Annotated in this window: 22 protein-coding genes; 6 read left to right on the forward strand and 16 right to left on the reverse strand. The window is 71.7% G+C overall.

The annotated features are described in order from the left end of the window. Positions 1-15: 15 nt before the first annotated feature. The 8 genes from O7629_RS18595 to hrcA form a co-directional block, all read right to left on the reverse strand. Entirely contained in the window at positions 16-396 is a 381-nt protein-coding gene (locus O7629_RS18595; RefSeq protein WP_278170662.1) for a cytidine deaminase, read from the reverse strand. Further along, positions 389-1795 (reverse strand): hemolysin family protein, encoded by a 1407-nt coding sequence (locus O7629_RS18600; RefSeq protein WP_347403679.1) that lies wholly within the window; start codon positions 1793-1795, stop codon positions 389-391. Before O7629_RS18600 ends, O7629_RS18595 begins: the two co-directional genes overlap by 8 nt. After that, positions 1792-2259: an rRNA maturation RNase YbeY gene (gene ybeY, locus O7629_RS18605; protein ID WP_278170664.1), complete on the reverse strand. Its 468-nt coding sequence runs from the start codon at positions 2257-2259 to the stop codon at positions 1792-1794. Before ybeY ends, O7629_RS18600 begins: the two co-directional genes overlap by 4 nt. 17 nt (positions 2260-2276) lie before the next feature. After that, entirely contained in the window at positions 2277-3335 is a 1059-nt protein-coding gene (locus O7629_RS18610) for a PhoH family protein (RefSeq protein ID WP_278170666.1), read from the reverse strand. A gap of 128 nt (positions 3336-3463) precedes the next feature. Continuing rightward, positions 3464-3814 (reverse strand): histidine triad nucleotide-binding protein, encoded by a 351-nt coding sequence (locus O7629_RS18615; RefSeq protein WP_278170668.1) that lies wholly within the window; start codon positions 3812-3814, stop codon positions 3464-3466. Positions 3815-3907: 93 nt separating this feature from the next. Further along, positions 3908-4651 carry a 16S rRNA (uracil(1498)-N(3))-methyltransferase gene (locus O7629_RS18620; RefSeq protein ID WP_278170670.1) on the reverse strand — a complete coding sequence of 248 codons (744 nt, stop codon included), beginning with the start codon at positions 4649-4651 and terminating at the stop codon, positions 3908-3910. Between the two features lie 48 nt (positions 4652-4699). Further along, the gene (gene dnaJ / locus O7629_RS18625) at positions 4700-5833 is read right to left on the reverse strand and encodes a molecular chaperone DnaJ (RefSeq protein ID WP_278174583.1); all 1134 of its coding nucleotides are present in this window, start codon (positions 5831-5833) and stop codon (positions 4700-4702) included. Positions 5834-5901: 68 nt separating this feature from the next. Continuing rightward, positions 5902-6924 (reverse strand): heat-inducible transcriptional repressor HrcA, encoded by a 1023-nt coding sequence (gene hrcA, locus O7629_RS18630; RefSeq protein ID WP_123604906.1) that lies wholly within the window; start codon positions 6922-6924, stop codon positions 5902-5904. A gap of 380 nt (positions 6925-7304) precedes the next feature. Between hrcA and O7629_RS18635 the strand changes: the two genes are divergently transcribed. Beyond that, positions 7305-7862 (forward strand): DUF4870 domain-containing protein, encoded by a 558-nt coding sequence (locus O7629_RS18635; protein ID WP_278170671.1) that lies wholly within the window; start codon positions 7305-7307, stop codon positions 7860-7862. Between the two features lie 93 nt (positions 7863-7955). Here O7629_RS18635 and hemW read toward each other — a convergent pair whose 3' ends face one another. Beyond that, on the reverse strand, positions 7956-9179 hold the full coding sequence (gene hemW / locus O7629_RS18640; protein ID WP_278170672.1) for a radical SAM family heme chaperone HemW: 1224 nt from the start codon (positions 9177-9179) through the stop codon (positions 7956-7958). A gap of 17 nt (positions 9180-9196) precedes the next feature. Between hemW and O7629_RS18645 the strand changes: the two genes are divergently transcribed. The 3 genes from O7629_RS18645 (at position 9197) to O7629_RS18655 (ending at position 12199) form a co-directional block, all read left to right on the forward strand. After that, positions 9197-9997, forward strand: a complete 801-nt coding sequence (locus tag O7629_RS18645; RefSeq protein ID WP_278170673.1) for an enoyl-CoA hydratase-related protein — start codon at positions 9197-9199, stop codon at positions 9995-9997. A gap of 253 nt (positions 9998-10250) precedes the next feature. Continuing rightward, complete coding sequence (locus tag O7629_RS18650) at positions 10251-11039, forward strand: hypothetical protein (protein ID WP_278174584.1); 789 nt, start codon at positions 10251-10253, stop codon at positions 11037-11039. A 257-nt stretch (positions 11040-11296) separates the two neighbouring features. Further along, positions 11297-12199, forward strand: a complete 903-nt coding sequence (locus O7629_RS18655) for a phytanoyl-CoA dioxygenase family protein (protein ID WP_278170674.1) — start codon at positions 11297-11299, stop codon at positions 12197-12199. A 134-nt stretch (positions 12200-12333) separates the two neighbouring features. Here the strand turns inward: O7629_RS18655 and O7629_RS18660 are convergent, their stop codons facing one another. From O7629_RS18660 to lepA, 3 genes are all read right to left on the reverse strand, one after another. Continuing rightward, positions 12334-12612, reverse strand: a complete 279-nt coding sequence (locus O7629_RS18660; protein WP_278170675.1) for a GlsB/YeaQ/YmgE family stress response membrane protein — start codon at positions 12610-12612, stop codon at positions 12334-12336. A 105-nt stretch (positions 12613-12717) separates the two neighbouring features. Beyond that, positions 12718-13239 (reverse strand): NUDIX hydrolase, encoded by a 522-nt coding sequence (locus tag O7629_RS18665; protein WP_278170676.1) that lies wholly within the window; start codon positions 13237-13239, stop codon positions 12718-12720. Beyond that, positions 13236-15122, reverse strand: coding sequence for a translation elongation factor 4 (gene lepA / locus O7629_RS18670; RefSeq protein WP_278170677.1), 1887 nt, complete (start codon positions 15120-15122; stop codon positions 13236-13238). Before lepA ends, O7629_RS18665 begins: the two co-directional genes overlap by 4 nt. Positions 15123-15313: 191 nt before the next feature. Between lepA and O7629_RS18675 the strand changes: the two genes are divergently transcribed. Then, positions 15314-16339 (forward strand): phosphotransferase, encoded by a 1026-nt coding sequence (locus tag O7629_RS18675; RefSeq protein ID WP_278170678.1) that lies wholly within the window; start codon positions 15314-15316, stop codon positions 16337-16339. A gap of 211 nt (positions 16340-16550) precedes the next feature. Continuing rightward, entirely contained in the window at positions 16551-16817 is a 267-nt protein-coding gene (gene rpsT, locus O7629_RS18680) for a 30S ribosomal protein S20 (RefSeq protein WP_278170679.1), read from the forward strand. A gap of 137 nt (positions 16818-16954) precedes the next feature. On the opposite strand, the gene O7629_RS33645 is transcribed toward rpsT, so the two are convergent. From O7629_RS33645 to O7629_RS18700, 4 genes are all read right to left on the reverse strand, one after another. Beyond that, entirely contained in the window at positions 16955-17650 is a 696-nt protein-coding gene (locus tag O7629_RS33645) for a hypothetical protein (protein ID WP_347403680.1), read from the reverse strand. Then, entirely contained in the window at positions 17647-18633 is a 987-nt protein-coding gene (gene holA / locus O7629_RS18690) for a DNA polymerase III subunit delta (RefSeq protein WP_278170680.1), read from the reverse strand. Before holA ends, O7629_RS33645 begins: the two co-directional genes overlap by 4 nt. A gap of 150 nt (positions 18634-18783) precedes the next feature. Beyond that, positions 18784-21243, reverse strand: a complete 2460-nt coding sequence (locus O7629_RS18695) for a ComEC/Rec2 family competence protein (protein ID WP_278170681.1) — start codon at positions 21241-21243, stop codon at positions 18784-18786. Next, complete coding sequence (locus O7629_RS18700) at positions 21240-22145, reverse strand: helix-hairpin-helix domain-containing protein (protein WP_347403681.1); 906 nt, start codon at positions 22143-22145, stop codon at positions 21240-21242. The genes O7629_RS18695 and O7629_RS18700 overlap by 4 nt, the downstream gene beginning before the upstream one ends. Positions 22146-22253: the final 108 nt, after the last annotated feature.

A 22253-nucleotide genomic window follows, 5' to 3' on the forward strand; every position in this document is an offset into this window, starting at 1 on the left:
GCGTACCGTGCCGCCTCACTGGCGTACCGTGCCGAGCAGTTTGCCGTCCGGGGCCGCGACGTGGACCGGCGCGTCGGTGGCCAGGTCACGCACCACCGCGTGGCCAGCACCGTCCAAGGTGGAGGCTTCGGTGACCACCGCGGCAGCCTCCAGCCGGGTGGCCCCGGACGCGACGGCCGACGCGACCGCCAGCTGCAACGCGGTCAGCGTCAACGACGGCAACGCGACGTTCGCCCCGGCGTAGGTGCGACCGTCCTGGTCCCGCACGGCGGCGCCCTCGGCCGCCCCGATCCGGGCCCGGGCGCTGCGGGCCAGCACGACCAGCTTGCTGTCCTCGGCGCTGATCTGCGGCTCCGGCTCCGACCCGGCCGGCGTGGCCGACGGCGACTCAGGCATCTGCGTGCTGCCTTTCCTCTGCTCTGGCATGACGGTGGTCCTTGCCGGCGGCGGTGCGCTCGGCCGACGGCTCGGCCGGCCGGTCCACGGTCCGGGTGACCAGGACGGTGTCCACCCGGTTACGCCGGCCGGTGGTGCCCTCGGCGACCAGCCGGAGACCGGCGACGGTGACCTCCGCACCGGGGATCGGCACCCGGCCGAGCAGGTGGGCCATCAACCCGCCGACCGTCTCGACCTCGTCGTCGGAGATCTCCACGTCGAACAGCTCGCCGAGGTCCTCGACCGGCAGCCGGGCGGTCACCCGTACCCGATCGTCGTCGAGTCGTTCGACCGGTGGCCGCTCGACATCGTACTCGTCGGTGATCTCGCCGACGATCTCCTCCAGGATGTCCTCGATGGTGACCAGTCCCCCGGTGCCACCGTACTCGTCGACCACGATCACCAGGTGGGTGCGGGCGGCCTGCATCTCGGAGAGCAGGTCGTCCACCGGCTTGGACTCCGGCACGAACGTCGCCGGACGCATCAGCTCGACCACCGGGACCTCGTCGCTGCCCGGCCCGACCGCGTGGGCCCGACGGACCACGTCCTTGAGGTAGATGATGCCCACCACGTCGTCGACGTTCCCGCCGATCACCGGAATCCGGGAGAAGCCGGACCGCAGGAACAGCGCCAGCGCCTGGCGCAGCGTCTTGTGCCGTTCGATCCACACCATCTCGGTCCGCGGCACCATCACCTCACGGGCGATGGTGTCGCCGAGCGCGAACACCGAATGGATCATCTGGCGCTCGCCGTGCTCCACGACGCCGCGCTGCTCGGCCAGGTCGACCAGCTCCCGCAGCTCGATCTGAGTGGCGAAGGGGCCTTCCCGGAAGCCCTTGCCCGGGGTCACCGCGTTACCGATCAGGATCAGCAGCGAGGCCAGCGGGTTCAGGGCGCGGCCCAGACCGCGCACCAGCGGCGCGGTCGCCCGCGCCACGACGAAGGCGTGCTGGCGGCCGATCGTGCGCGGGCCGACCCCGACCACCACGAAGCTGACCACGGTCATCGCCCCGGCGGTGACCAGCGCCGCCGTCCAGCCGGCACCGAAGGTGTCCACGGCGACCAGCGCGACCAGGGTGGTGGCGGTCAGCTCGCAGAGCAGGCGGAGCAGCAGCAGCAGATTGACGTGCCGGACCGCGTCCGCGGCGACGATCTGCAAAGCCCGGGCGGAACGGCTGCCGTCGCGGGCCAGCTCGGCGGCCCGGGCCGGGGAGACGACGACCAGCGCCGCCTCGGTCATCGCGATGATTCCGGCCAGCACCACCAGACCGGCGGCGATGACCAACAGTTGCAGGTCCGGCAGCCCGGTGGCTGCCGCAGCGGCGGCCAGCGGGGTGCCGGTGGTATGGCCAGAGTTCACGTGGCCCGGGCTTCCTTCCAGCTGTAGAGCAGGCGAGCCTGCAACTCGAACATCTCACGTTCCTCGTCCGGCTCGGCGTGGTCGTAGCCGAGCAGGTGCAGCACCCCGTGCACGGTGAGCAGGTGCAGCTCGTCGGCGGCGGCGTGCCCGGCGGTGGCCGCCTGCTTGGCGGCCACCTCCGGGCAGAGCACGATGTCGCCGAGCAGCCCCGGCTCGTCCGGGCTCGACTCCCCCGGGCCGTGGTCGACGCTGCCCTCGTCCATCGGGAAGGCGAGTACGTCGGTCGGTCCGTCGCTGCCCATCCAGCGGTGGTTGAGCTCGGCCATGTAGTCCTGGTCGACAAGCAGCACCGACAGCTCCGCGAGCGGGTTGACGCCCATCTCGTCCAGCGCGTGACGGGCGACGGCGAGCACCGCGTCGGTGTCGACGTCGATTCCGGACTCGTTGGCGATCTCGATGGACACGTGTCTCTCCCGAAGCTCTATCGGCGCCGGTTCGCCCGGCCACCGTGGGCGGTCCGGCCCTGGACCGCGTGGACGCCCTGATTCTGCTGTGCCTCGCGGTCGGCGTCCCACCGGGCGTACGCGTCGACGATGTCACTGACCAGCCGGTGGCGCACCACGTCGGTGCTGGACAGCTGCGCGAAGTGCACATCGTCCAGGCCGGTGAGGATGTCCCGAACGGTACGCAGCCCGCTGGAGGTGCCACCGGGCAGGTCGACCTGGGTGATGTCGCCGGTGACCACGATCCGGGAGCCGAAGCCGAGCCGGGTCAGGAACATCTTCATCTGCTCGGCCGTGGTGTTCTGCGCCTCGTCGAGGATGATGAAGGCGTCGTTGAGGGTGCGACCCCGCATGTAGGCCAGCGGCGCGACCTCGATGGTGCCGGCCGCCATCAGCTTCGGGATGGAGTCGGGGTCGAGCATGTCGTGCAGCGCGTCGTAGAGCGGACGCAGGTAGGGGTCGATCTTCTCGTAGAGCGTCCCGGGCAGGAAGCCGAGCCGCTCACCGGCCTCGACCGCCGGCCGGGTGAGGATGATCCGGTTGACCTGCTTGGCCTGCAGGGCCTGCACCGCCTTGGCCATCGCGAGGTAGGTCTTGCCGGTACCGGCGGGGCCGATGCCGAAGACGATGGTGTGCGCGTCGATCGCGTCCACGTACCGCTTCTGGCCCAGGGTCTTGGGCCGGATGGTCCGCCCGCGCCGGGAGAGGATGTTGAGGGTGAGCACGTCGGCGGGGCGCTCGCTGCCGCCCTGCGCCAGCATGCCGACGGTACGCCGGACCGCGTCGGTGGTCAGCGTCTCGCCCTTGGCGATGAGCTCGAGCAGCTCGCTGAACAGCCGCTCGGCCACCGCGTTGTCCGACGGCACACCGGTGATGGTGATCTCGTTGCCGCGTACGTGGACATCGCTGGCGAGGGACTGCTCGACCAGCCGCAGGATCTCGTCGCCTGCGCCGAGCAGGTTGACCATGATCTGCGGGTCCGGGACGGTGATCCTGGTCTGCACCCGGGCCTGCCCGGGAGGTGGAGTGCCGGTCATGGGTCGGCCTGACGGCCTTTCGCACCTGCTTCCATTTCAGCGCCCCGACCCGGTCGGCCGTGGCGGGCGGACTTGCTGCCATCGTATCCGCTCAACGCCCGGCGCAGCGGCTCCATTTCCGCCGGTTGTCAACGGGACAGCAGCGGACCGAGTGGTGCCCCACCCAGCACGTGAGCGTGCACGTGGAACACCTCCTGACCGGCGTACCGGCCGGTGTTGAAGATCAACCGGAACCCGTCGGCGGCCAGCCCTTCGGCCTGCGCCACCGCGGCCGCCGTGGTCAACAGCTCGCCCGCGACGGCGGGGTCGGCCGCGGCAAGCGCGGCGACGTCGGGGTGGTGCTGCTTCGGTATCACCAGCACGTGGGTGGGTGCCTGCGGGTGGAGGTCCCGGAACGCGACCGTGTTGGCCCCGTCGTACAGCAGGGTGGTCGGCAGTTCCCCGGCGGCGATCCGGCAGAAGACACAGTTGTCGCTCACCCGACGGATGGTAGCGGTGACCGGGGTCCGGCCGGTCCACCGCCGCGCCACCGGCGCCCCAACCACGGCGCCACCAGCGCCCCAACCACGGCGTTACCAGCGCCCCAGCCGACCGGAGAGCAGGGCGAGTGCCGCGACACCGGCGGTCGACGTCCGCAGCACCGCCGGGCCGAGCCGCACCGGCCGGGCCCCGGCGTCGACGAAGGTGGCCAGCTCGGCGTCGTCGATCCCGCCTTCCGGCCCCACTACCAGCAGCACCGACCCGGTGGTCGGCAGATCGGCGACGGCCAGCCGCTGCTGCGCCGACTCGTGCAGGACGAAGCTGGCGGCCGACGCCGCGCACCGGGCGGCGACCGCGTCGGTCGGCTCGGCCGGCTGCTGGTCGGAGCCGCCGATCGTCGGCAGCCACGGCCGGCGGGCCTGTTTGGTGGCCTCCCGCGCGGTGCCGACCCATCGTTGCCGGGCCCGGGCACCACGGTCGTCGCGCCAGCGGGTCACCGAGCGGGCGGCCGCCCACGGAACGATCTCGTCCACCCCGACCTCGGTCATCGCCTGCACCGCCAGCTCGCCCCGGTCGCCCTTGGCGACGCCCTGCGCCACCACCAGCCGGGGGTCGGTGGCGCTGACGTACCCGGTGTCGAGGACCCGCAGGTCGAGCTGGTGCCGGCCGACGGCCTCGACCACCGCGTCGGCGACGCCGCCGCGCCCGTCGGCGAGCCGCAACTGCTCACCCGGGCGCAGCCGGACCACGGTCGCGGCGTGGTGGCCCTCCGGCCCGTCGAGGGTGTGGGTCGGCCCGGTCGGCAGGCGCTCGACGAGAAACAGTGGGGCGCTCACGTCGGATCGGTTCTCCGCTGCTGCTCGCTGGCCGGACCGGGCGGCGGGTCAGCCGTGGCCGTTGAACGCGTCGCGCATCCGGGAGAAGAACCCGCCCTGCTTGGTCAGCTCGGCGACCTCCTCGCCCCGGGCCTTGGCGAACTCCCGCAGCGTCCGCTCCTGCTCGGCGTCGAGCTTGGTCGGGGTACGCACGTCGAGGTGCACGTAGAGGTCACCGCGGCCGGTGCCGCGCAGGTGCGGCACGCCGCGCCCGCGCAACCGCAGGGTGGCACCCGGCTGGGTGCCCGGCTTGACGTCCACCGGCTCGTCGCTGTCCAGGGTCCGGATGGTCAGCCGGGTGCCGAGCGCCGCGGCGGTCATCGGCACGGTGACCCGGCAGTGCAGGTCGTCGCCCTTGCGGGAGTAGACGTCGTGCGGCCGCTCGTGGATCTCGACGTACAGGTCACCGGCGGTGCCCCCGCCCGGCCCGACCTCGCCCTGCTGGGCCAGCCGGATCCGCATCCCGTCCTCCACCCCGGCGGGGATCTTGACGGTCAGCGAACGTCGGGTCCGCACCCGGCCGTCGCCGGAACAGGTGGCGCAGGGGTGCGGGATGACGGTGCCGTAGCCCTGGCAGGCGACGCAGGGCCGGGACGAGACCACCTGGCCGAGGAAGGTCCGTTGCACGGACTGGACCTCGCCGCGCCCGCCGCACGCCTCGCAGGTCGCCAGGTGGGTGCCGGCCGCAGTGCCCGCGCCGGAGCATGTGGTGCAGATCACCGCGGTGTCGACGGTGATCGGCGCTTCCACGCCGAACGCGGTGTCGGTCAGATCGAGCTCCAGGCGCAGGATCGCGTCGGCGCCGGGGCGGGTCCGCGACCTCGGCCCACGGGAGCCGGCCGCCGCCCCGAAGAAGGCGTCCATGATGTCCTGGAAGCCGACGAAGGGCCCGGCCCCGCCGGGGCCGCCGCCGGGCGCGCCGCCGGGCGCCAACGGGTCGCCACCAAGATCGACGATCTGCCGCTTCTGGTCGTCGGAGAGCACCTCGTACGCGGCGTTGATGTCCTTGAACTTGTCAGCCGCCACCGGATCCGGATTGACGTCCGGATGGTACTGCCGGGCCAACTTGCGGTAGGCCCGCTTGATGTCGTCAGCGGAGGCGTCCCGGCTCACGCCGAGAATCCCGTAGTAGTCCTTGGCCACTGCGTCTGGTGTCCTCATGTGTCAGTCTCGCATGTGCAGTTCGCCGGGTCGGTTATCCTGCCCGCCGGTCAGTTCTGCGCCAGCAGATCGCCGACGTAGCGTGCCACGGCGCGAACCGTGGCGATGGTGCCGGGGTAGTCCATCCGGGTGGGCCCCAGCACGCCGAGGCCACCGACGATGACGGTGCCCGGACCGTAACCGGTGCTGACCACGGATGCGGCCCGCAGGTTGTCGATCTCGTTCTCGTCGCCGATGCGGACCCGCAGGGTGCTCGGCTCCACCTCGCCGATCAGTTTGAGCAGGACGACCTCCTCCTCCAGTGCCTCCAGTATCGGACGCAGGGAGCCCTGGAAGTCGAGTAGTCCCCCTCTGGTCAGGTTAGCGGTCCCGGCCAGCGCGATGCGTTCCTCGTGCCGCTCGACCAGCGTCTCCAGCAGGACCGTCGAAAGCGTGGTCATCGCCGGTCGCAGGTCCGATGGCGCCTCGTCGACCAACGCCTGGACCAACGGCGGGGTGTCGGAGAGCCGACAGCCGTCGAGCTTCTCGTTGGCCAGCCGACGCAGGTCGGTCACGTCGTCGGCACTGATCGGGGCCGGCAGCTCCACCAGTCGCTGCTCGACCCGGCCGGTGTCGACGATCAGAACCAGCATCAGCCGGGTGGTCGAGATCGGCACCAGCTCAAGGTGCCGCACCGACGACCGGGACAGGCTCGGGTACTGCACCACCGCGACCTGGCGGGTGAGCTGGGCGAGCAGCCGGACGGTGCGGTGCACGACGTCGTCGAGGTCGACGGCGCCGGCGAGGAAGCGTTCGATCGCCCTGCGCTCCGCCGGGCTGAGCGGTTTCACCCGGGACAGCCGGTCGACGAACAACCGGTAGCCACGGTCGGTCGGGACCCGCCCGGCGCTGGTGTGCGGCTGCCGGATGTAGCCCTCCTCCTCCAGCACCGCCATGTCGTTACGGACGGTCGCCGGTGACACCCCGAGCTGGTGCCGCTCGACCAGCGCCTTGCTGCCGACCGGCTCCTGAGTGGCGACGTAGTCCTCGACGATCGCCCGAAGCACGTCGAGTTTGCGGTCGTCGAGACCCATCTGCACCTCCTCCGCTGGCACCGGTCGGACCGGTCCGAGGCTACGGCCCCGGCCGTCGCGGCGGCCGGTGGGTGGCCGGACCGACGACGGACGCCCCTGCTGGCACTCGCCGGTTGTGAGTGCCAGCATACGTCGATCGGGCCGGGCCGGCGATGATCAGTTCGCCGGGCGGGGGCGTACCGGGCGATATGTCACCAAGCGCACTCACCCGGGTCGGATCGGTCGGCCGGCGGGGCTCCGCAAGCCGGCCGGCGGGCCAGAGAAGCCGGCCGGCGGGCCCCACGCAAGCCGACCGACCAGCGGAGACGGCCTGCCCGGACGGGAAAATCGTCGGCGGGGCTAACTGGCGCGGCTTGATCCGTCCCCCTACCGTGTCGGGCATGACTGAACCACCTCGCCCACCAGGGGAGAACGGTCCCGGCGGCATGCCGCAGGACCCCAACTCCCCGCCGCCACCTCCAGCGTCCTACTCGATGCCGGGCGAGGCCTCCTCTCCCGGATACCCGCCGCCGCCCGGCGGCGCCGGCGGATATCCCCCGCCCGGCGGTTACCCGCCCGGCGGTCCGGCGTACGGAGGTCAACCCCCGTCCGGCTACGCCACCAACGACGACAAGACCTGGGCCCTGATCGCCCACTTCGGTGGCGCCCTGGGCGCGTTCATCAGCTTCGGACCGCTCGGCTTCGTCGGCCCGCTGATCGCCTACCTGGTCAAGGGTCAGCAGTCACCGGCCGTACGGGCGCACGCGCTGGCCGCGCTCAACTTCCAGATCCTCTGGTCGGCGATCGCCTTCGTGCTGCTCTTCGTCAGCTGGTGCCTGTTGTTCATCCCCAGCCTGGTGGTGTTCGCGATCCAGATCATCTTCGGCATCATCGCGGGCGTTAAGGCCAACGAGGGGACGCTGTACAAGTACCCGATGTCCGCCAACTTCATCAAGTGACACCGCTCGCCCCCGGATCCGTACCGGCTCCGGGGGCGTCACCGGTGGCGGGCAATGCGGGCCACGCCACGCAAGGCAGCCCGGCAGCGGGTCTCACGGGAGCAGGTCCCGGACGACCGCGTCGGCCAGCAGCCGGCCGCGCAGGGTCAGCACCGCCTGCCCGGCGGCGAGCGCGCCGGGGTCGAGCAGCCCGTCGTCGCCGGCTTGGCGGGCCGCGAGCCGGCCGGCCGGGGCCAGTCGCGCCAGCGGCAGCCCACTGGCCAGCCGCAGCCCCAGCATCACCTCTTCGACCTGCTGCTCGGTGCCGGTGAGTAGTTCCCGGCCGTGGCCGGGCGACCGTCCGGCGGCCAGCCGCTCGGCGTACGACCGGGGATGCCGCACGTTCCACCAGCGGACCCCGCCGACGTGGCTGTGCGCCCCCGGCCCGAGCCCCCACCAGTCACCGCCGGTCCAGTACAACAGGTTGTGCCGGCACCGGCCGGCGGCCGACCGGGCCCAGTTCGACACCTCGTACCAGTCGAATCCGGCGTCGCTCAGCGCCGATTCGGCGGCGAGGTAGCGGTCGGCGGCGACGTCGTCGTCGGGATACGGCAGTTCGCCGCGCCGCATCCGGGCCGCCAACCGGGTGCCGTCCTCGACGATCAGCGCGTACGCGCTGACGTGGTCCACCCCGGCCGCCACCACCGCCGCCAGCGACTCGTCGAAGTCCGCTGCGCTCTCCCCCGGCGTACCGTAGATCAGATCGAGATTGACGTGCTCGAATCCGGCCTCCCGGGCCTCCCGGGCGGCGGTGACCGCGCGGCCCGGCGCGTGCCGGCGGTCCAGCACGGCGAGCACCGTCGCTGCGGTCGACTGCATGCCGAGCGACACCCTGGTGTAGCCGGCGGCCCGCAGCGCCCGCAGCGACGCCGGGGTCACCGACTCCGGGTTGGCCTCGGTGGTGACCTCCGCGTCGACGGCCAGCCCCCAGGTGGCGTCGATCGCGTCGAGCAGCCGGGCCAACGCGTCGGCGGGCAGCAGGCTCGGCGTGCCGCCGCCGACGAAGACCGTGTCCACCTGCCGTGGCGGGCGGTCGGCCAGGACCTTCGCGGCCAGTTCCAGCTCGGCCAGTACGGCGTCCAGGTACTCCCCGACCGGTGCGCTGCCGCCAAGTTCGGCGGGCGTGTACGTGTTGAAGTCGCAGTAGCCGCAGCGGGTGGCGCAGAACGGCACGTGCAGATAGACCCCGAAGCCGCGCTGGCCGCTGCGGGCGAGCGCGGACGGCGGCAGCGCCCCGTCGGCGGGCACCGGCGTACCGGCGGGTGGTGCTCCTGGCATGGGACTAGTGTGCCGGCATGGATGAGCCCCGACCCACCAGGTCCGCGCAGCCACTGATCCGTACGGCCACCGCCGCCGGGATCACCACCCTGACCCTGGACAGCCCGGGCAACCGCAACGCGCTGTCCACCCCGCTGATGACCGAACTGCTCGCCGGCCTGGCCGAGGCGGTCGCCGACCCGCAGGTCCGGGTGGTGGTGTTGAGCCACACCGGGCCGGTCTTCTGCTCCGGCGCCGACCTGAAGGAGACCGCCGAGGCGTACGCGACCCGACAGGTGCCGGTCGGGATGCTCGGCGACGTACTGGCGGCGCTCTGGGAGTGCCCCAAGCCGGTGGTGGCCCGGGTCGGCGGCCCGGCCCGGGCCGGCGGGCTGGGGCTGATCGCCGCGGCGGACATCGCGATCTGCGACGCGGCGGCCACCTTCGCCTTCACCGAGGTACGACTCGGAGTGGTCCCGGCGGTGATCTCCGCCACTGTGCTGCGCCGGCTGCAGCCGCGGGCAGCGGCGCAGCTGTACCTCACCGGTGAGCTGTTCGACGGTGCCCGGGCGGCGCAGATCGGTCTGGTCAGCGCCGCCGTACCGGCCGGGGAGCTGGACGCCGCGGTGACGGCGAGCTGCGCCGCGCTGGTCCGGGGCGCCCCGGGCGCCCTGGCCGGCACCAAGCAGCTGCTCCGCCGCACCCCGGCGGCGGACGTCCGGGCCGAGACGGCCGAGCTGCGTGAGCTCTCCACCGGATACTTCCTCTCCGACGAGGGCCGCGAGGGCGTACGGGCGTTCCGCGACAAACGCGACCCGAGCTGGCTGCCGGGGCGGTGACCACGGATAGTCGCCCCGAAACGGGGTATCTCCGACGTAAGGGGTCGAGGCGTACGGCGTAAGGGCCGGCGTACGACAAGCGCGGGACCCGCTCCCGCTGGACGACACAACCGTCCCTGGTGTACCAAAGGTCCCAGCAACACGCGTGGGGGTGACGGTGCGGGCTCGGACGGTGCTGGTGCTGGTCGCCGTGCTGGCGGCAATCGCCCTGTTGGGCGGGGTCGGCCTGGGCCGGTGGATCGGCGATTTCGCGTTGCCCGGTGGCTGGCGGGGCTGCACGGTCGAACTGCCCGACTCCATGCCCGGGGCTGGCGACGGCCAACTGCGTCGGGTGTCGCTCGATCCGGAGCAGATGGCGAACGCCGCCACGATCGCGGCGATCGGGGTGCAGCGTGGGCTGCCGCCCCGTGCCGTGGTGGTGGCACTGGCGACCGGGTTCCAGGAGTCCAAGCTGCGCAACCTGACCGGCGGCGACCGGGATTCGGTCGGGTTGTTCCAGCAGCGGCCCAGCCAGGGGTGGGGCACGGTCGAGCAGATCAGCGACACCAGGTACGCGACGAACGCGTTCTACGCCGGCCTGGAACGGGTCCGGGGTTGGCAGGACATGCGGGTCACCGATGCCGCCCAGGCGGTCCAGCGGTCGGCCTTCCCCGAGGCGTACGAAAAGTGGACCGACGAGTCGCAGGTGCTCACCGCGGCGCTGCTCGGCGAGGCCACCGGCGCGGTCGCCTGCACGGTGACCCGGGATCCGGTGATGCGCGGTGCCGAGGCGACGGCGGCGCTCACCGACAATCTGCGGTTGGACTGGGGCGGCCTGGAGTCGCTGCTGCCGGTGCCCACCACGCCGTCACTGAGCGTCCCAGTGGAGAACACGCAGGCCGGGTGGCGATATGCGCACTGGCTCGTTTCCCATGCCACTGATCATGGCGTCAAAAGGGTCACGTTCGGCGATCAGGAATGGACTGCGGAAGGCGGCAGTTGGTCGTCGATTTCCGGCGGGGACATCGAGACCGGGCGGGTGATGGCGGAGGTCTTCGCCTGACGTCGACAACCGGCACCCCGGTTGCATATCTTAACCGACAGTTAGCGCAACATACGGCAAACTATGCAATCCAGACATTTTGCACGATGGACCTGTACCGAAAGTGCGTGCCCCGACACCTCACGTGCAATCAGCTGTGGCCAACCACACGGCCCGCGAATTGCTGACAATCGGCCCGGGCGGGCCGGCCGAGAGGCGGGCTAGGATCGGCATCCGCCAGGCCCGAAAGGGCGCACCACCGACAGGACGGGAAAGCTGTGTTCGATTACGGCGGGCGGACCGGTTACGAAGCGATCAGCGACATCGACCGCAAGGAGTTCCACGAGCAGGGCTTCCTCCTGCTGCGCAACGTGCTGACCGAGGACCACCGGGCAGCGCTCGAGGCCGCGGTCGACCGGGTGTACGCCGAGGAGAAGGCCGCCGGCAAGACCACCGCCGACGGCACCCTGCACCTGCTGGGCTTCCTGGACCGCGACGAACTCTTCGGCGACCTGCTCACCCATCCGATCGCGTTCCCCTACATGTGGGGGCTGGCCGGTTGGAACATCTACACCCACCACAACCACCTCGACGTCACCCCACCGGCGCTGGAGCCGGAGAAGCCGTACTGGGGGTGGCACCAGGACGGCTACCGGCAGAACTCCGACCCGGAGACGATGGACCCGAACCTGCCCCGGCCGATGTTCTCGCTGAAGGTGGCCTACGTCCTGTCCGACCTGTCGGAGACCGGCCGCGGCGCCACCAAGGTGATCCCCGGCAGCCACCTGCGCAACTCGCTGCCCCGCCCGGCCGACCTCACCGTGCAGAACCCGGATCCCGAAGGCACGGTCGAGATCACCGCGAACCCGGGCGACGCGTTCATCTTCGACCGCCGGCAATGGCACTCCCGGTCGACAAACCTGTCGACGATCACCCGCAAGATGCTGTTCATCGGGTACACCTACCGCTGGATCCGCCCGTTGGACGAGCTGCATGTCGACAAGGACGGCCAGTGGTGGGCGAACCGGACGCCGGTGCAGCGACAGCTGCTCGGCGAAGGCACCCATACCGCCAACTACTGGGGCATCAACTGGGACGGCTACATCGACGACGAGATCCCGCTGCGTAAGGAACTCAAGGAGCGTGGGCTGCTCGACCGCAGCATCCCCTGGCTGCGCTGACCTGCGGCAACCGGGTCCGTCGTCGGCGTCCACCCGGCCTGTGCCGGGGATGGGCGCCGACGACGGACCCGGTGCCGTCAGCTGTCGAGTGGTCAGTCCGTCGGCCCGACCGCTCGGTCAGTCGACCCGGCCAGTCAGTACCGGCTCATGCTGCGCCGGCCACCGACCCCGACGACCAGCGCCACACCGACCGCGGCCAGGATCACCTGCACGAAGAACTCCCGCCAGTCGAAGCCGGCGGTGCTGGCGAAGCCGCCGGCACGGGCGATGACGGTGCCCAGCAGGGCGGCGCCGACGCCGATCAGCATGGTCAACCAGATCGGGATGTTCTGCTTGCCCGGCACGACCAGACGGCCGAGCGCACCGATGATGAGGCCGACGATGAGAGCGGTGATGATGCCCATGACGGTCATTGTTCATCCTCCTTGTCGGAGATGTCGTGTTGTCCTTGGTGACCGCTAAGTTCCCGGCCATCGCGACAACCAAACCGATTCATCTCCGCCGGACGAGCAACCGCGTCAACGTCCGAAGGATGCCGCCACGTCCCGTACCGCCGCGTCCATGGTCGCGAAGGCCAACGGCGGCGGCTCGGCGAGGGCGAACCAACCGCACTCGGTGGCCTCGGCCGAGTCGAGTCGGACCCGGTCGCCGGCCAGGGTGGCCAGGAAGAAGCACTCCAGCACGCTCAACGTCTCGTCCTGGAACTCGTACTCACCCAGGTAGAGGCCGACCAGCGCACCGAGCTCGACCTCGACGCCCAACTCCTCCCGGCACTCGCGCAGCGCCGCCGACCGGGGGTGTTCCGCCCCGTCGCAGAACCCGCCAGGAGTTTCCCACTGACCGGCCCGGGGCGGCTTGGCCCGCCGGATGGCCAGGAACCGGGTCCGGGCCGGGTCGGTCACCACCACGTTGACGGTCGGCCGGGAATTCTGGAACAGCTGGTAGTCGCAGCCACCGCAGCGCACCGGCGGCGGACCGGGAAGCCCGGCCCCGCACCGCGGGCAGTACGCCGCGCTCGGTCCGTACCCACGGGGGATCACCGCTTGCCACCGGACTTCCCGTCCGAACCACCGCCGTCCGAGGTGGACAAGGCCGCGATGAACGCCTCCTGCGGCACCTCCACCCGGCCGACCATCTTCATCCGCTTCTTGCCCTCTTTCTGCTTCTCCAGCAGCTTGCGCTTACGGCTGATGTCGCCGCCATAGCACTTGGCCAGCACGTCCTTGCGGATCGCCCGGATCGTCTCCCGGGCGATCACCCGGCTGCCGATCGCCGCCTGGATCGGCACCTCGAACTGCTGGCGCGGGATGAGGTTGCGCAGCTTGGCGGCGATCGTCGTGCCGTAGCTGTACGCCTTGTCCTTGTGCACGATCGCGCTGAACGCGTCCACCGGCTCACCGTGCAGCAGGATATCCACCTTGACCAGGTCCGACGGCTGCTCGCCGGAGGGCTCGTAATCGAGCGAGGCGTAGCCCTTGGTGCGGCTCTTCAGCTGGTCGAAGAAGTCGAAGATGATCTCGGCGAGCGGCAGCGTGTAGCGCAGCTCGACCCGGTCGGCGGAGAGGTAGTCCATGCCCTGCAACGAGCCGCGCCGCCCCTGGCACAGCTCCATCACCGCGCCGACGTAGTCGTTCGGGGTCAGTACGGTGGCCCGGACCACCGGCTCGTGCACCTCGGCGATCTTGCCGGTCGGGTACTCGCTCGGGTTGGTGACGGTGGCCGTCTCGCCGTCCTCCATCACCACCCGGTAGACCACGTTCGGGGCGGTCGAGATCAGGTCGAGGTTGAACTCCCGCTCCAGCCGCTCCCGGATGATCTCCAGGTGCAGCAGGCCGAGGAAGCCGCAGCGGAACCCGAAGCCGAGCGCGCCGGAGGTCTCCGGCTCGTAGGTCAACGCCGCGTCGTTGAGTTTCAGTTTGTCCAGCGCCTCGCGCAGCGCCGGGTAGTCGGAACCGTCGATCGGATACAGCCCGGAGTACACCATCGGCCGCGGGTCCTTGTAGCCGCCGAGCGGCTCGGTCGCCGGCCGGCCGTTGATGGTGACGGTGTCCCCCACCCGGGACTGCCGGACGTCCTTCACCCCGGTGATCAGGTAACCGACCTCGCCGACACCGAGCCCGGTCGCCTTGATCATCTCGGGTGAGATCACCCCGATCTCCAACAGCTCGTGGGTCGCGCCGGTGGACATCATCTTGATCCGGTCGCGGGCCTCGATCCGCCCGTCGATCACCCGGACGTAGGTCACCACCCCCCGGTAGACGTCGTACACCGAGTCGAAGATCATGGCCCGCGCCGGTGCCGCCGCGTCACCGACCGGCGGGGTGAACTGGCGGACGATCTCATCGAGCAGGTACGGAACGCCTTCGCCGGTCTTGCCGGAGACCCGGATGCAGTCGGCCGGATCGCCGCCGATCAGATGCGCCAACTCCTCGGCGTACTTCTCCGGCTGCGCCGCCGGCAGGTCGATCTTGTTGAGCACCGGGATGATGTGCAGATCGTTCTCCAGCGCCAGGTAGAGATTGGCCAGCGTCTGGGCTTCGATCCCCTGCGCCGCGTCGACCAGCAGCACCGCGCCCTCGCACGCGGCGAGTGAGCGGGACACCTCGTAGGTGAAGTCGACGTGCCCCGGGGTATCGATCATGTTGAGCACGGCCGACTCGCCCTGGCGTTCACCGGCGCGGATCGTCCAGGGCATCCGTACCGCCTGGCTCTTGATCGTGATGCCGCGTTCCCGTTCGATGTCCATCCGGTCCAGGTACTGGGCCCGCATCTGGCGCGGGTCGACCACCTCGGTGAGCTGGAGCATCCGGTCGGCGAGGGTCGACTTGCCGTGGTCGATGTGCGCGATGATGCAGAAGTTCCGGATGCTGCCGGGTTCGGTGGCACCGGGGGCGTTCACGCCGGAATCGGGCGTCGGAGGCACGGTGGTCCGTTCTGCTGGGCTGGAGTCCGTCGTCTCAGCCGGCGTCGCCGGCCGCAACCTATGTTCCCACGCCCCGATCGTCGGGGTGCCCATGCCCACCACTGGGCCACCACCTAGCGCGGCGACCGACGCCGGATGCCGGCCGGGTGCCGCTGCCGGGGTTCGTGGCGGCGGCGCGGCAGGATGGAGGGGTGGCTACAGTGCGGTTGCCCGCTATCCGGTACGACGCGACATCGGTTCGACCTGCCTGGGCGGACCTTCCACCCGATCTGCGCGCGGCGATCTGCGGTCGGCTCGGCAGCCCGGTGACCTGGGCGACCAGCGCCGGCGGCGGCTTCACCCGGGGCTTCGCCGCGACCCTGACCACCTCCGCTGGCGAGCGGGTGTTCGTCAAGGCCGCGTCGTTGGTCGAGCAGCGGCACCTCAGCGACTGGTACGCCCGCGAGGCGGCGCTGACGGCGGAACTGCCGGCCCAGGTGGCGGCGGCCAGGCCGCGGTGGACACTCACCACCGCCGGCTACTTCGTACTCTGTCTCGACGCGGTCGACGGCCGGATGCCGGCGCTGCCCTGGGCTCCGGCCGAGCTCGACGCGGCCCTGGCCAGTTGGGCTGGCGCGGCCCGCGCCCTGCGCCGGCCGCCGGCCGGACTGGTCAACATCGGTCTGCCCCGGCTGGCCGACCTGGCCAGCGCCGACCTGGCCTGGTGGCAGGAGATAGCTGCCGGCCGGGAAGCCATGCCGGTGTTCGACACCGACACCGACGGCGACGGGCTGCTCCGGCGGCACCTGCCAGAGCTGGCGTCGCTGGAGGCGGACCTGCCCCGCCTGGTGTCCGACGACGCGGTCATCCACGGCGACCTGCGCCTCGACAACCTGCTGATCGACCGGACCGGGATGGCGTGGATCTGCGACTGGACCTGGGTGTGTCACGGTCCCGCCTGGTTCGACACGACGAGCCTGCTGGTCACCGCGTACGCCAGTGGTCTCGACGCGGACACGCTGTTCGCCCGGCACCCGACCGCGGTCGACGCGCCACCCGGTGGGCTGGACGCGGCGCTGGCGGCGCTCTCCGGCTACTGGTTGACCCGGGCGTCCGCCGGACCCACCGGCGCCTCCCCGCACGTCCGCGCCCACCAGCGGTTCAGCGGGGAGACGGCGCTGGCCTGGCTGGCCGCCCGGCGCGGTTGGCCCGGCCCGTTTTGGCCGGCGCACCGGTGAACTGGTAACCTTGCCCTTCGCGCGTGGCGACACGCGCCGCCAGCATGCATCCCGGTTGTCGGGCCCGGCCATCCGTCGGACTCCCGATATCTGTCCGGACCGGCCACTGCGCCGGACCCGGTCACCGGGATGACTCGGGCGGCCGCGTACGCCGCAGGCGGATTGTCATTTTGGTCGTTTCGATTTCGGATGAGCAGGGCGAGGCTGTCGCGTGGCGAACATCAAGTCCCAGATCAAGCGCAACCGGCAGAACGAGAAGCGTCGGCTGCGGAACAAGTCGGTCAAGTCGGCGCTGAAGACCGCCGTCCGCAAGTTCAACGAGGCCAACGCGAACGGCGACACCGAGCAGGCCGCCGCGCTGATGCGGGAGGCCAGCCGCAAGCTCGACAAGGCCGTCAGCAAGGGCGTGATCCACAAGAACCAGGCGGCGAACCGCAAGTCCGCGATCGCCAAGCGCCTGCAGTCGATCGGCTCCTGACGAGCCCGTTCCCACCGACCAGCCGACCTCGCGGATCAGCCGACCCGCGAGGTCGGCTGATCCGCGTCGGGTGACCGATGCCACCAGCTGGCTCCGATCCAGCTGAGCTGCGTCAGTCCCGACCCAACTGGTTTACGTCACTCGGGTACCGGTGGTTGGTGCTCGCTGAGCTGACCGGCGTGGAGCACGTCCAGTAGCACTGTCGGCGCGGCAAGCGCAGCAGCGGTCGCGGTCGCAGGGCTGGGCGGGACGGTCTGCAGGAGTACCGTCGGCGCCGCGAGGGCCGCACAGGTCGCCGCTGACGCAGTAGCCGTCGCCGCGGTCGCCTCGACGTGGGCACCACCGATCCGCCTGATCCGGATACCGGGACCAATCTGGACACCGGAGCCGGTCTGGACACCGGAGCCGGTCTGGATGCCGGGGGCGGCGCCGCCGGCCGGAAACGCCGGTCCGGTCCGAGTCCCGATCACCGGCCATACATGCTGCCCGGCCGCTGGGACCACCTCGCGACGGAACATCTCCTGTTCCCGCTCGGGGACCAGCTCCGCCGACCGCTCGACCGCACCGGCGACCAGATCGTTGATCTTCACCATGACAGCCACCGCGACTGGCAGGACCAGCATGCCCCACCAGGGGATCAGTTCTGCCAGGGCGAGCAGCCCACCCAGTACGAAGCTGCCCTCGAAGAAGGCCAGACAGGTCAACCCGCTGGGCTGCACGTACCGGAGCCGCAGCGCCCGGGCGTAGAGCGGTGGCAACTCGTCCTCGACGGCGTCCTGCTCGTCGGCCGGGTCCTGATGGTCACGCGGCTCCCGATGGTCGCGGCCGCTCACCGCTGATCACCACCGCTGCGGCGGGCCTGCGCGACCGCCACGACGGCCCGCTCCAGTGCGTAGTCCCGGTCGTCCGAGCCGCCCTTGACATCGGCGTTGCACCGCGCCGCCGCGTGCATGGCATCGACCAGGCCTTCCGCGCTCCAGCCCCGGCTCTGCCGTTGCGCACGCTCGATCTTCCACGCGGGCATGCCGAGACTGCTCGCCAGCTGGTACGGGCTCCCCCGGCCGGCGGACGCGACCCGGGCCACGGTACGGATGCCGTCGGCGAGCGCGTCGGCGATCGGCACCGGATCTACTCCGACGTGCAGGGCCCACCGCAGTGCTTCCAGGGCTCCCGGCACGTCGCCGATGATCGCCGCGTCGGCCACGGTGAATCCGCTCACCTCGGCACGACCTCGGTAGTACCGGGCCACGGTCGCCGCGTCGACCCGGCCGCCCGTGTCGGCCAACAGTTGGGCGCAGGCCGCGGACAGCTCCCGCAGGTCGTTGCCGACGGCGGCGAGTAGCGCCTCGGCGGCGTCGTCGGTGCACCTGCCGCCGGCGCGCCGGAACTCGTCGCGGACGAAGGCGACCCGTTCCCGGTGCCCCTTGAGCTTGGCCGCCGGCACCACGGTCGCCCCGGCCGACCGCAGCCCGTCGGCGAAGGCCTTCCCTTTGGCACCGCCCGCGTGGGTGACCAGCAGTGTCACGTCCGGATCGGGTTGCTTCGCATATCCGAGCAACGCGGCGGTCAGGTCCTTGCGGGCGTCCTGGCCACTGCGCAGGACGAGCAGTCGCCGACCGCCGAACAGGGACGGGCTGAGCATCTCGGCGACCTCGCCGGCGCTGACCGCGCCCGCCTCGTACTCCCGGACGTCGGCGTCGGGATCGGTGGCCCGGGCAGCCTGGACGGCTTCCGTCACAGCCCGAGTGACCAGAAGTTCCTCGTCACCGAGCACGAGTACCACGGCGGGCGGGGCGGCAATTTTCACGCCCGCCATAGTCGCACGGGTCGTAGCACCGAGATCAACCCCCAATTTCTCGCTGAGTAGCTGTTCGATCACGCTCCGATAATAGGGACATTTGTCGGCGAGCTGTCACGAACGACACCGGAACACCGCAGTTGACTGCGGTGTTCCGTCCCACCCGGATCAGCCGCTACGGGCGTTCGCGTCAGCTCTCTGGTGGGAGACCGCGAGCCCGCCGTCACGCCGTACCACCGCGAGATCACCGTCGACATCGGTCCGCAGCACCCGCGCTCCCCGCGCCGACAACCGGGCGAGCACTCCCGGATCCGGATGTCCGTACCGGTTGTCGGCACCGACCGGCACCACCGCTACCCTGGGTGCCACTGCGTCCAGGAAGCCGACGTCCTGGAAGGCCGACCCGTGGTGGGCGACTTTGAGCACGTCCGCCCGCAGCCCCGCCGCCCCGAACCGGTCCAGTAGCGCTTCCTGCGAGTCGTGCTCGGCGTCACCGGTCAGCAAAATCCGTACACCGTCCACGACGGCCAGCAGCATCAGGGAGTTGTTGTTCGGATCGGACCTGGTCCCGATGAACGGCTCGGTCGGACCGAGCACCGTCAACTCGACCGGGCCACGACGGTAGCTCCAGCCAGGCGGAACCGGTCCGACCGCGACGCCCCGGGCTGCCGCCGCCAACTGCACCGCGGCCCGGCCGGCAGCCGGCTCCGGCCACCCGGTGGTCGCCACCGCCGAGACCAGACGGTGCCGCAGGACACCGTCGACGCCAGCTACATGGTCGGCGTGGAAATGACTGATCACCAACAGCGGCACCCGGCTGATGCCGAGACGACGCAGGCACCGGTCGGCCGCAGCCGGGTCCGGGCCGGCGTCGACGACCACAGCGGACCGGGCACCGGCGGGTAGCACCACCACGTCCCCCTGACCCACCGCGCAGACCGCGACCACCCAGCCATCCGGTGGCCAGCCCGACGCGGCGAGCCGCACCGGCAGCGCCCCGACCACGGCTCCGACCGCCACCACCGCCAGCACTCGACGGGTGAACCCGTGGCGGGCCAGGACCAGCACGACGACCGTCAACGCGGCGAGGGACAGCGCACCGAACGCCCCGTCCGGCCACGGCAGCGACCCCGCCGGAACCCGCGCCCCGTATCGGGCCACCGTCACCAGCCACCAGGCCGGCCAGTGACCGAGCCAGGCGAGCAGTTCGGCACCGCCCGGCCAGACCGGTGAGACGACGGCTGTCGCCACCCCGAGCACCGTCGCCGGGGCGATCGCTGGCACCACGAGTAGGTTGGCGGGGACCGCGACCAGGCTGATCAGCCCGGACAGGCCGGCGACGACCGGGGTGCAGGCCAGCTGCGCCGCCGCCGGGATCGCCAAAGCGTCCGCCAGCGGAGCGGGAACGCCACGATCCACCATCGCGTCCCGCCAGCCGGGTGCGAACAGCAGCAGACCACCGGTCGCCAGTACAGACAGGGCGAACCCCGCGTCCGAAGCCAGCTCCGGATCGACCACGACCAGGACGGCCACGGTCGCGCCGAGCGCCGGCAACGCCGCCCGCCGACGTCCGGTCGCCAGCGCGAGCAGCCCGACCGCACCCATCACCCCGGCCCGTACCACACTGGGCGAGGGACGGGCCAGGACCACGAAGCCGACCAGCGCCACGGCGCACGCGACCGCTGTCAGGCCGGGACCGGCCCGGCACCAGCGCATCCCGAGCAGGACGAACCCGACGACGACCGCGACGTTGGAACCACTCACCGCGACGAGATGGGTCAGCCCGGTCGCCCGGAAGTCCTCCTCCACCGCAGGATCCAGCCGGCTGGTGTCGCCGACGACGAGACCGGGCAGCAGGCCACCGGGCTGGTCTGGCAACGGCTCGCAGGCGCGCTGCAGGCCCGACCGCAGAACACCGGCCGCCCGCTGCGCCCAGCTCGAGGACCCGACCGGCGTCGGATCTTCCCCGGTGGACAGCACGGCTGCAGTCAGATCACCACCGCGCGGTGGCGCCAACCGGCCGGCGACCCGCACCCGCTGCCCGGGCAGCAGCCCGTCCCAGCCGTTGCTGGTGCCGAGAACGAGCAACCGCACCGGACCGACCAGTCGACCCGCGACGCCGTGGTCGGGCCGGACGGCCGGCGAGCCGGACAGGCCAGCCAGCCGGACCGGCACCAGCCACAGCGGCGGTCCCGCCACCGCCGACCTGACCCGTCGAGGATCGTCGCGGATCACCAGCTCCGCGGTGACCGCCGCACGGTCGTCGACCAGTGCCGCGAGCGGCCCGGCGTCACGCGCCGCCACCCGTGCGCCGGCAGCGGCGGCACCGCAGACGACCCCGAGTACCACCGCCATGGCCAGCCAGCCGTACGCGTGCATCCACCTGGTCAGCCGGGGCAGGTCGGAGTCGTTGCCGGGCGGCCCGGCAGGCCGGCTGCGGCCGGTGCCCGTACCCCTGGTCAGGTAGACGCCGAGCAGGCCGACCAGCGTCACGCCACCGATGACCAGTGCCACCGCCAGCACGGCCGTGCCGCACACCACGGCGAAGGCGGCCAGCCAGCAGGCCACCGCGAATCCGGCCAGCCGCAGGTCCGGCGGCCCGGCCCGGTTGTCATCGGATGTCTTCACACCGTCACCAGCTCGCGTAGCTGGTCGAATCGCGCGTCGCCGATACCGCTGACCTTGCGCAGGTCGTTGACGGACGCGAACCCGCCCACCCGCTCACGATGATCGATGATCCGCTGGGCGAGCACCGGGCCGACCCCCGGCAGCGTCTCCAACTGCTGCTGGCTGGCGGCGTTCAGGTCGACCTTGCCGGTCCCGCCCGGCTGGCCGGCGGCAGGGGCAGGCCCGGTCACGGCTCCCGGCGGCGGGGTGACCCCGACCACGACGAGCTCGCCGTCCTGGACCGGGCGGGCCAGATTGAGCCAGGCAATGTCGGTGTCGGGCAGTGCACCACCGGCTGCTTCCAGGGCGTCGGCCACCCGGGAACCTGCCGGCAGGGTCACCAGACCTGGCCGGTGGACCCGACCGGTCACCGCGACGATCAGCTGTGTCGGTCCACCGGTGCCGGTCGTCCCGGGTCCAGCCGCAGCGGGCCGGCCCTCAGGACTCGGGCCACCGGCCGCAGTCGGCACCGGGGCGGTCTGGGCCGGGACGCCGTCGGCGGACGGCACCGGCTCGACCCGGGGTCGCGCCCGCCAGGCGAGCAGCGCGGCGACGGCGACCACCACGACAGCCACGGCGGCGAGCGCCCGTACCCCCCGCCGGCCAGGGTCGAAGGCGGGCAGCCGGGCGGTCGCCCCGGAGAAGGCCGGGTCGTCGAGGTCGAGCGGGTCGCCTGATCCGGCCGGATCTGCCCGCTCGCGGTCGGTCGGACCGCTGCGGCCGGTCGGGTCCCCGCGGTCGCGGCCGGTCGGGCGGTCGGGGTCTACCGGCGCCCGTAGGCCGCCACCGGCGTGGGTCAGTAGGCCGCCACCGGCGTGGGCCAGCAGGGCCAGCCGCCGCTGGACGGTGTCGTCGTCGGTCACGTGCAGAAGCTAGGCCGCCGGCCAGGACGGCGGACCGGGCTGCCGGCCGGGCTGTGGACGACCGGCGCGTTGTGGACAATGCCCCGTACCGGACCCGGATCTTGCTAT

It is taken from the genome of Solwaraspora sp. WMMD792 (assembly GCF_029626105.1).
Lineage (GTDB): Bacteria > Actinomycetota > Actinomycetes > Mycobacteriales > Micromonosporaceae > Micromonospora_E.

What these genes read in the sequence shown, in the direction of transcription:
- O7629_RS18610 (WP_278170666.1), bottom strand. Translation starts at nt 3,335, where the DNA reads ATGACCGGCACTCCACCTCCCGGGCAGGCCCGGGTGCAGACCAGGATC.
- O7629_RS18645 (WP_278170673.1), top strand. Translation starts at nt 9,197, where the DNA reads ATGGATGAGCCCCGACCCACCAGGTCCGCGCAGCCACTGATCCGTACG.
- O7629_RS18660 (WP_278170675.1), bottom strand. Translation starts at nt 12,612, where the DNA reads ATGACCGTCATGGGCATCATCACCGCTCTCATCGTCGGCCTCATCATC.
- holA (WP_278170680.1), bottom strand. Translation starts at nt 18,633, where the DNA reads ATGGCGGGCGTGAAAATTGCCGCCCCGCCCGCCGTGGTACTCGTGCTC.
- O7629_RS18635 (WP_278170671.1), top strand. Translation starts at nt 7,305, where the DNA reads ATGACTGAACCACCTCGCCCACCAGGGGAGAACGGTCCCGGCGGCATG.
- O7629_RS18595 (WP_278170662.1), bottom strand. Translation starts at nt 396, where the DNA reads ATGCCTGAGTCGCCGTCGGCCACGCCGGCCGGGTCGGAGCCGGAGCCG.
- hrcA (WP_123604906.1), bottom strand. Translation starts at nt 6,924, where the DNA reads ATGGGTCTCGACGACCGCAAACTCGACGTGCTTCGGGCGATCGTCGAG.
- hemW (WP_278170672.1), bottom strand. Translation starts at nt 9,179, where the DNA reads ATGCCAGGAGCACCACCCGCCGGTACGCCGGTGCCCGCCGACGGGGCG.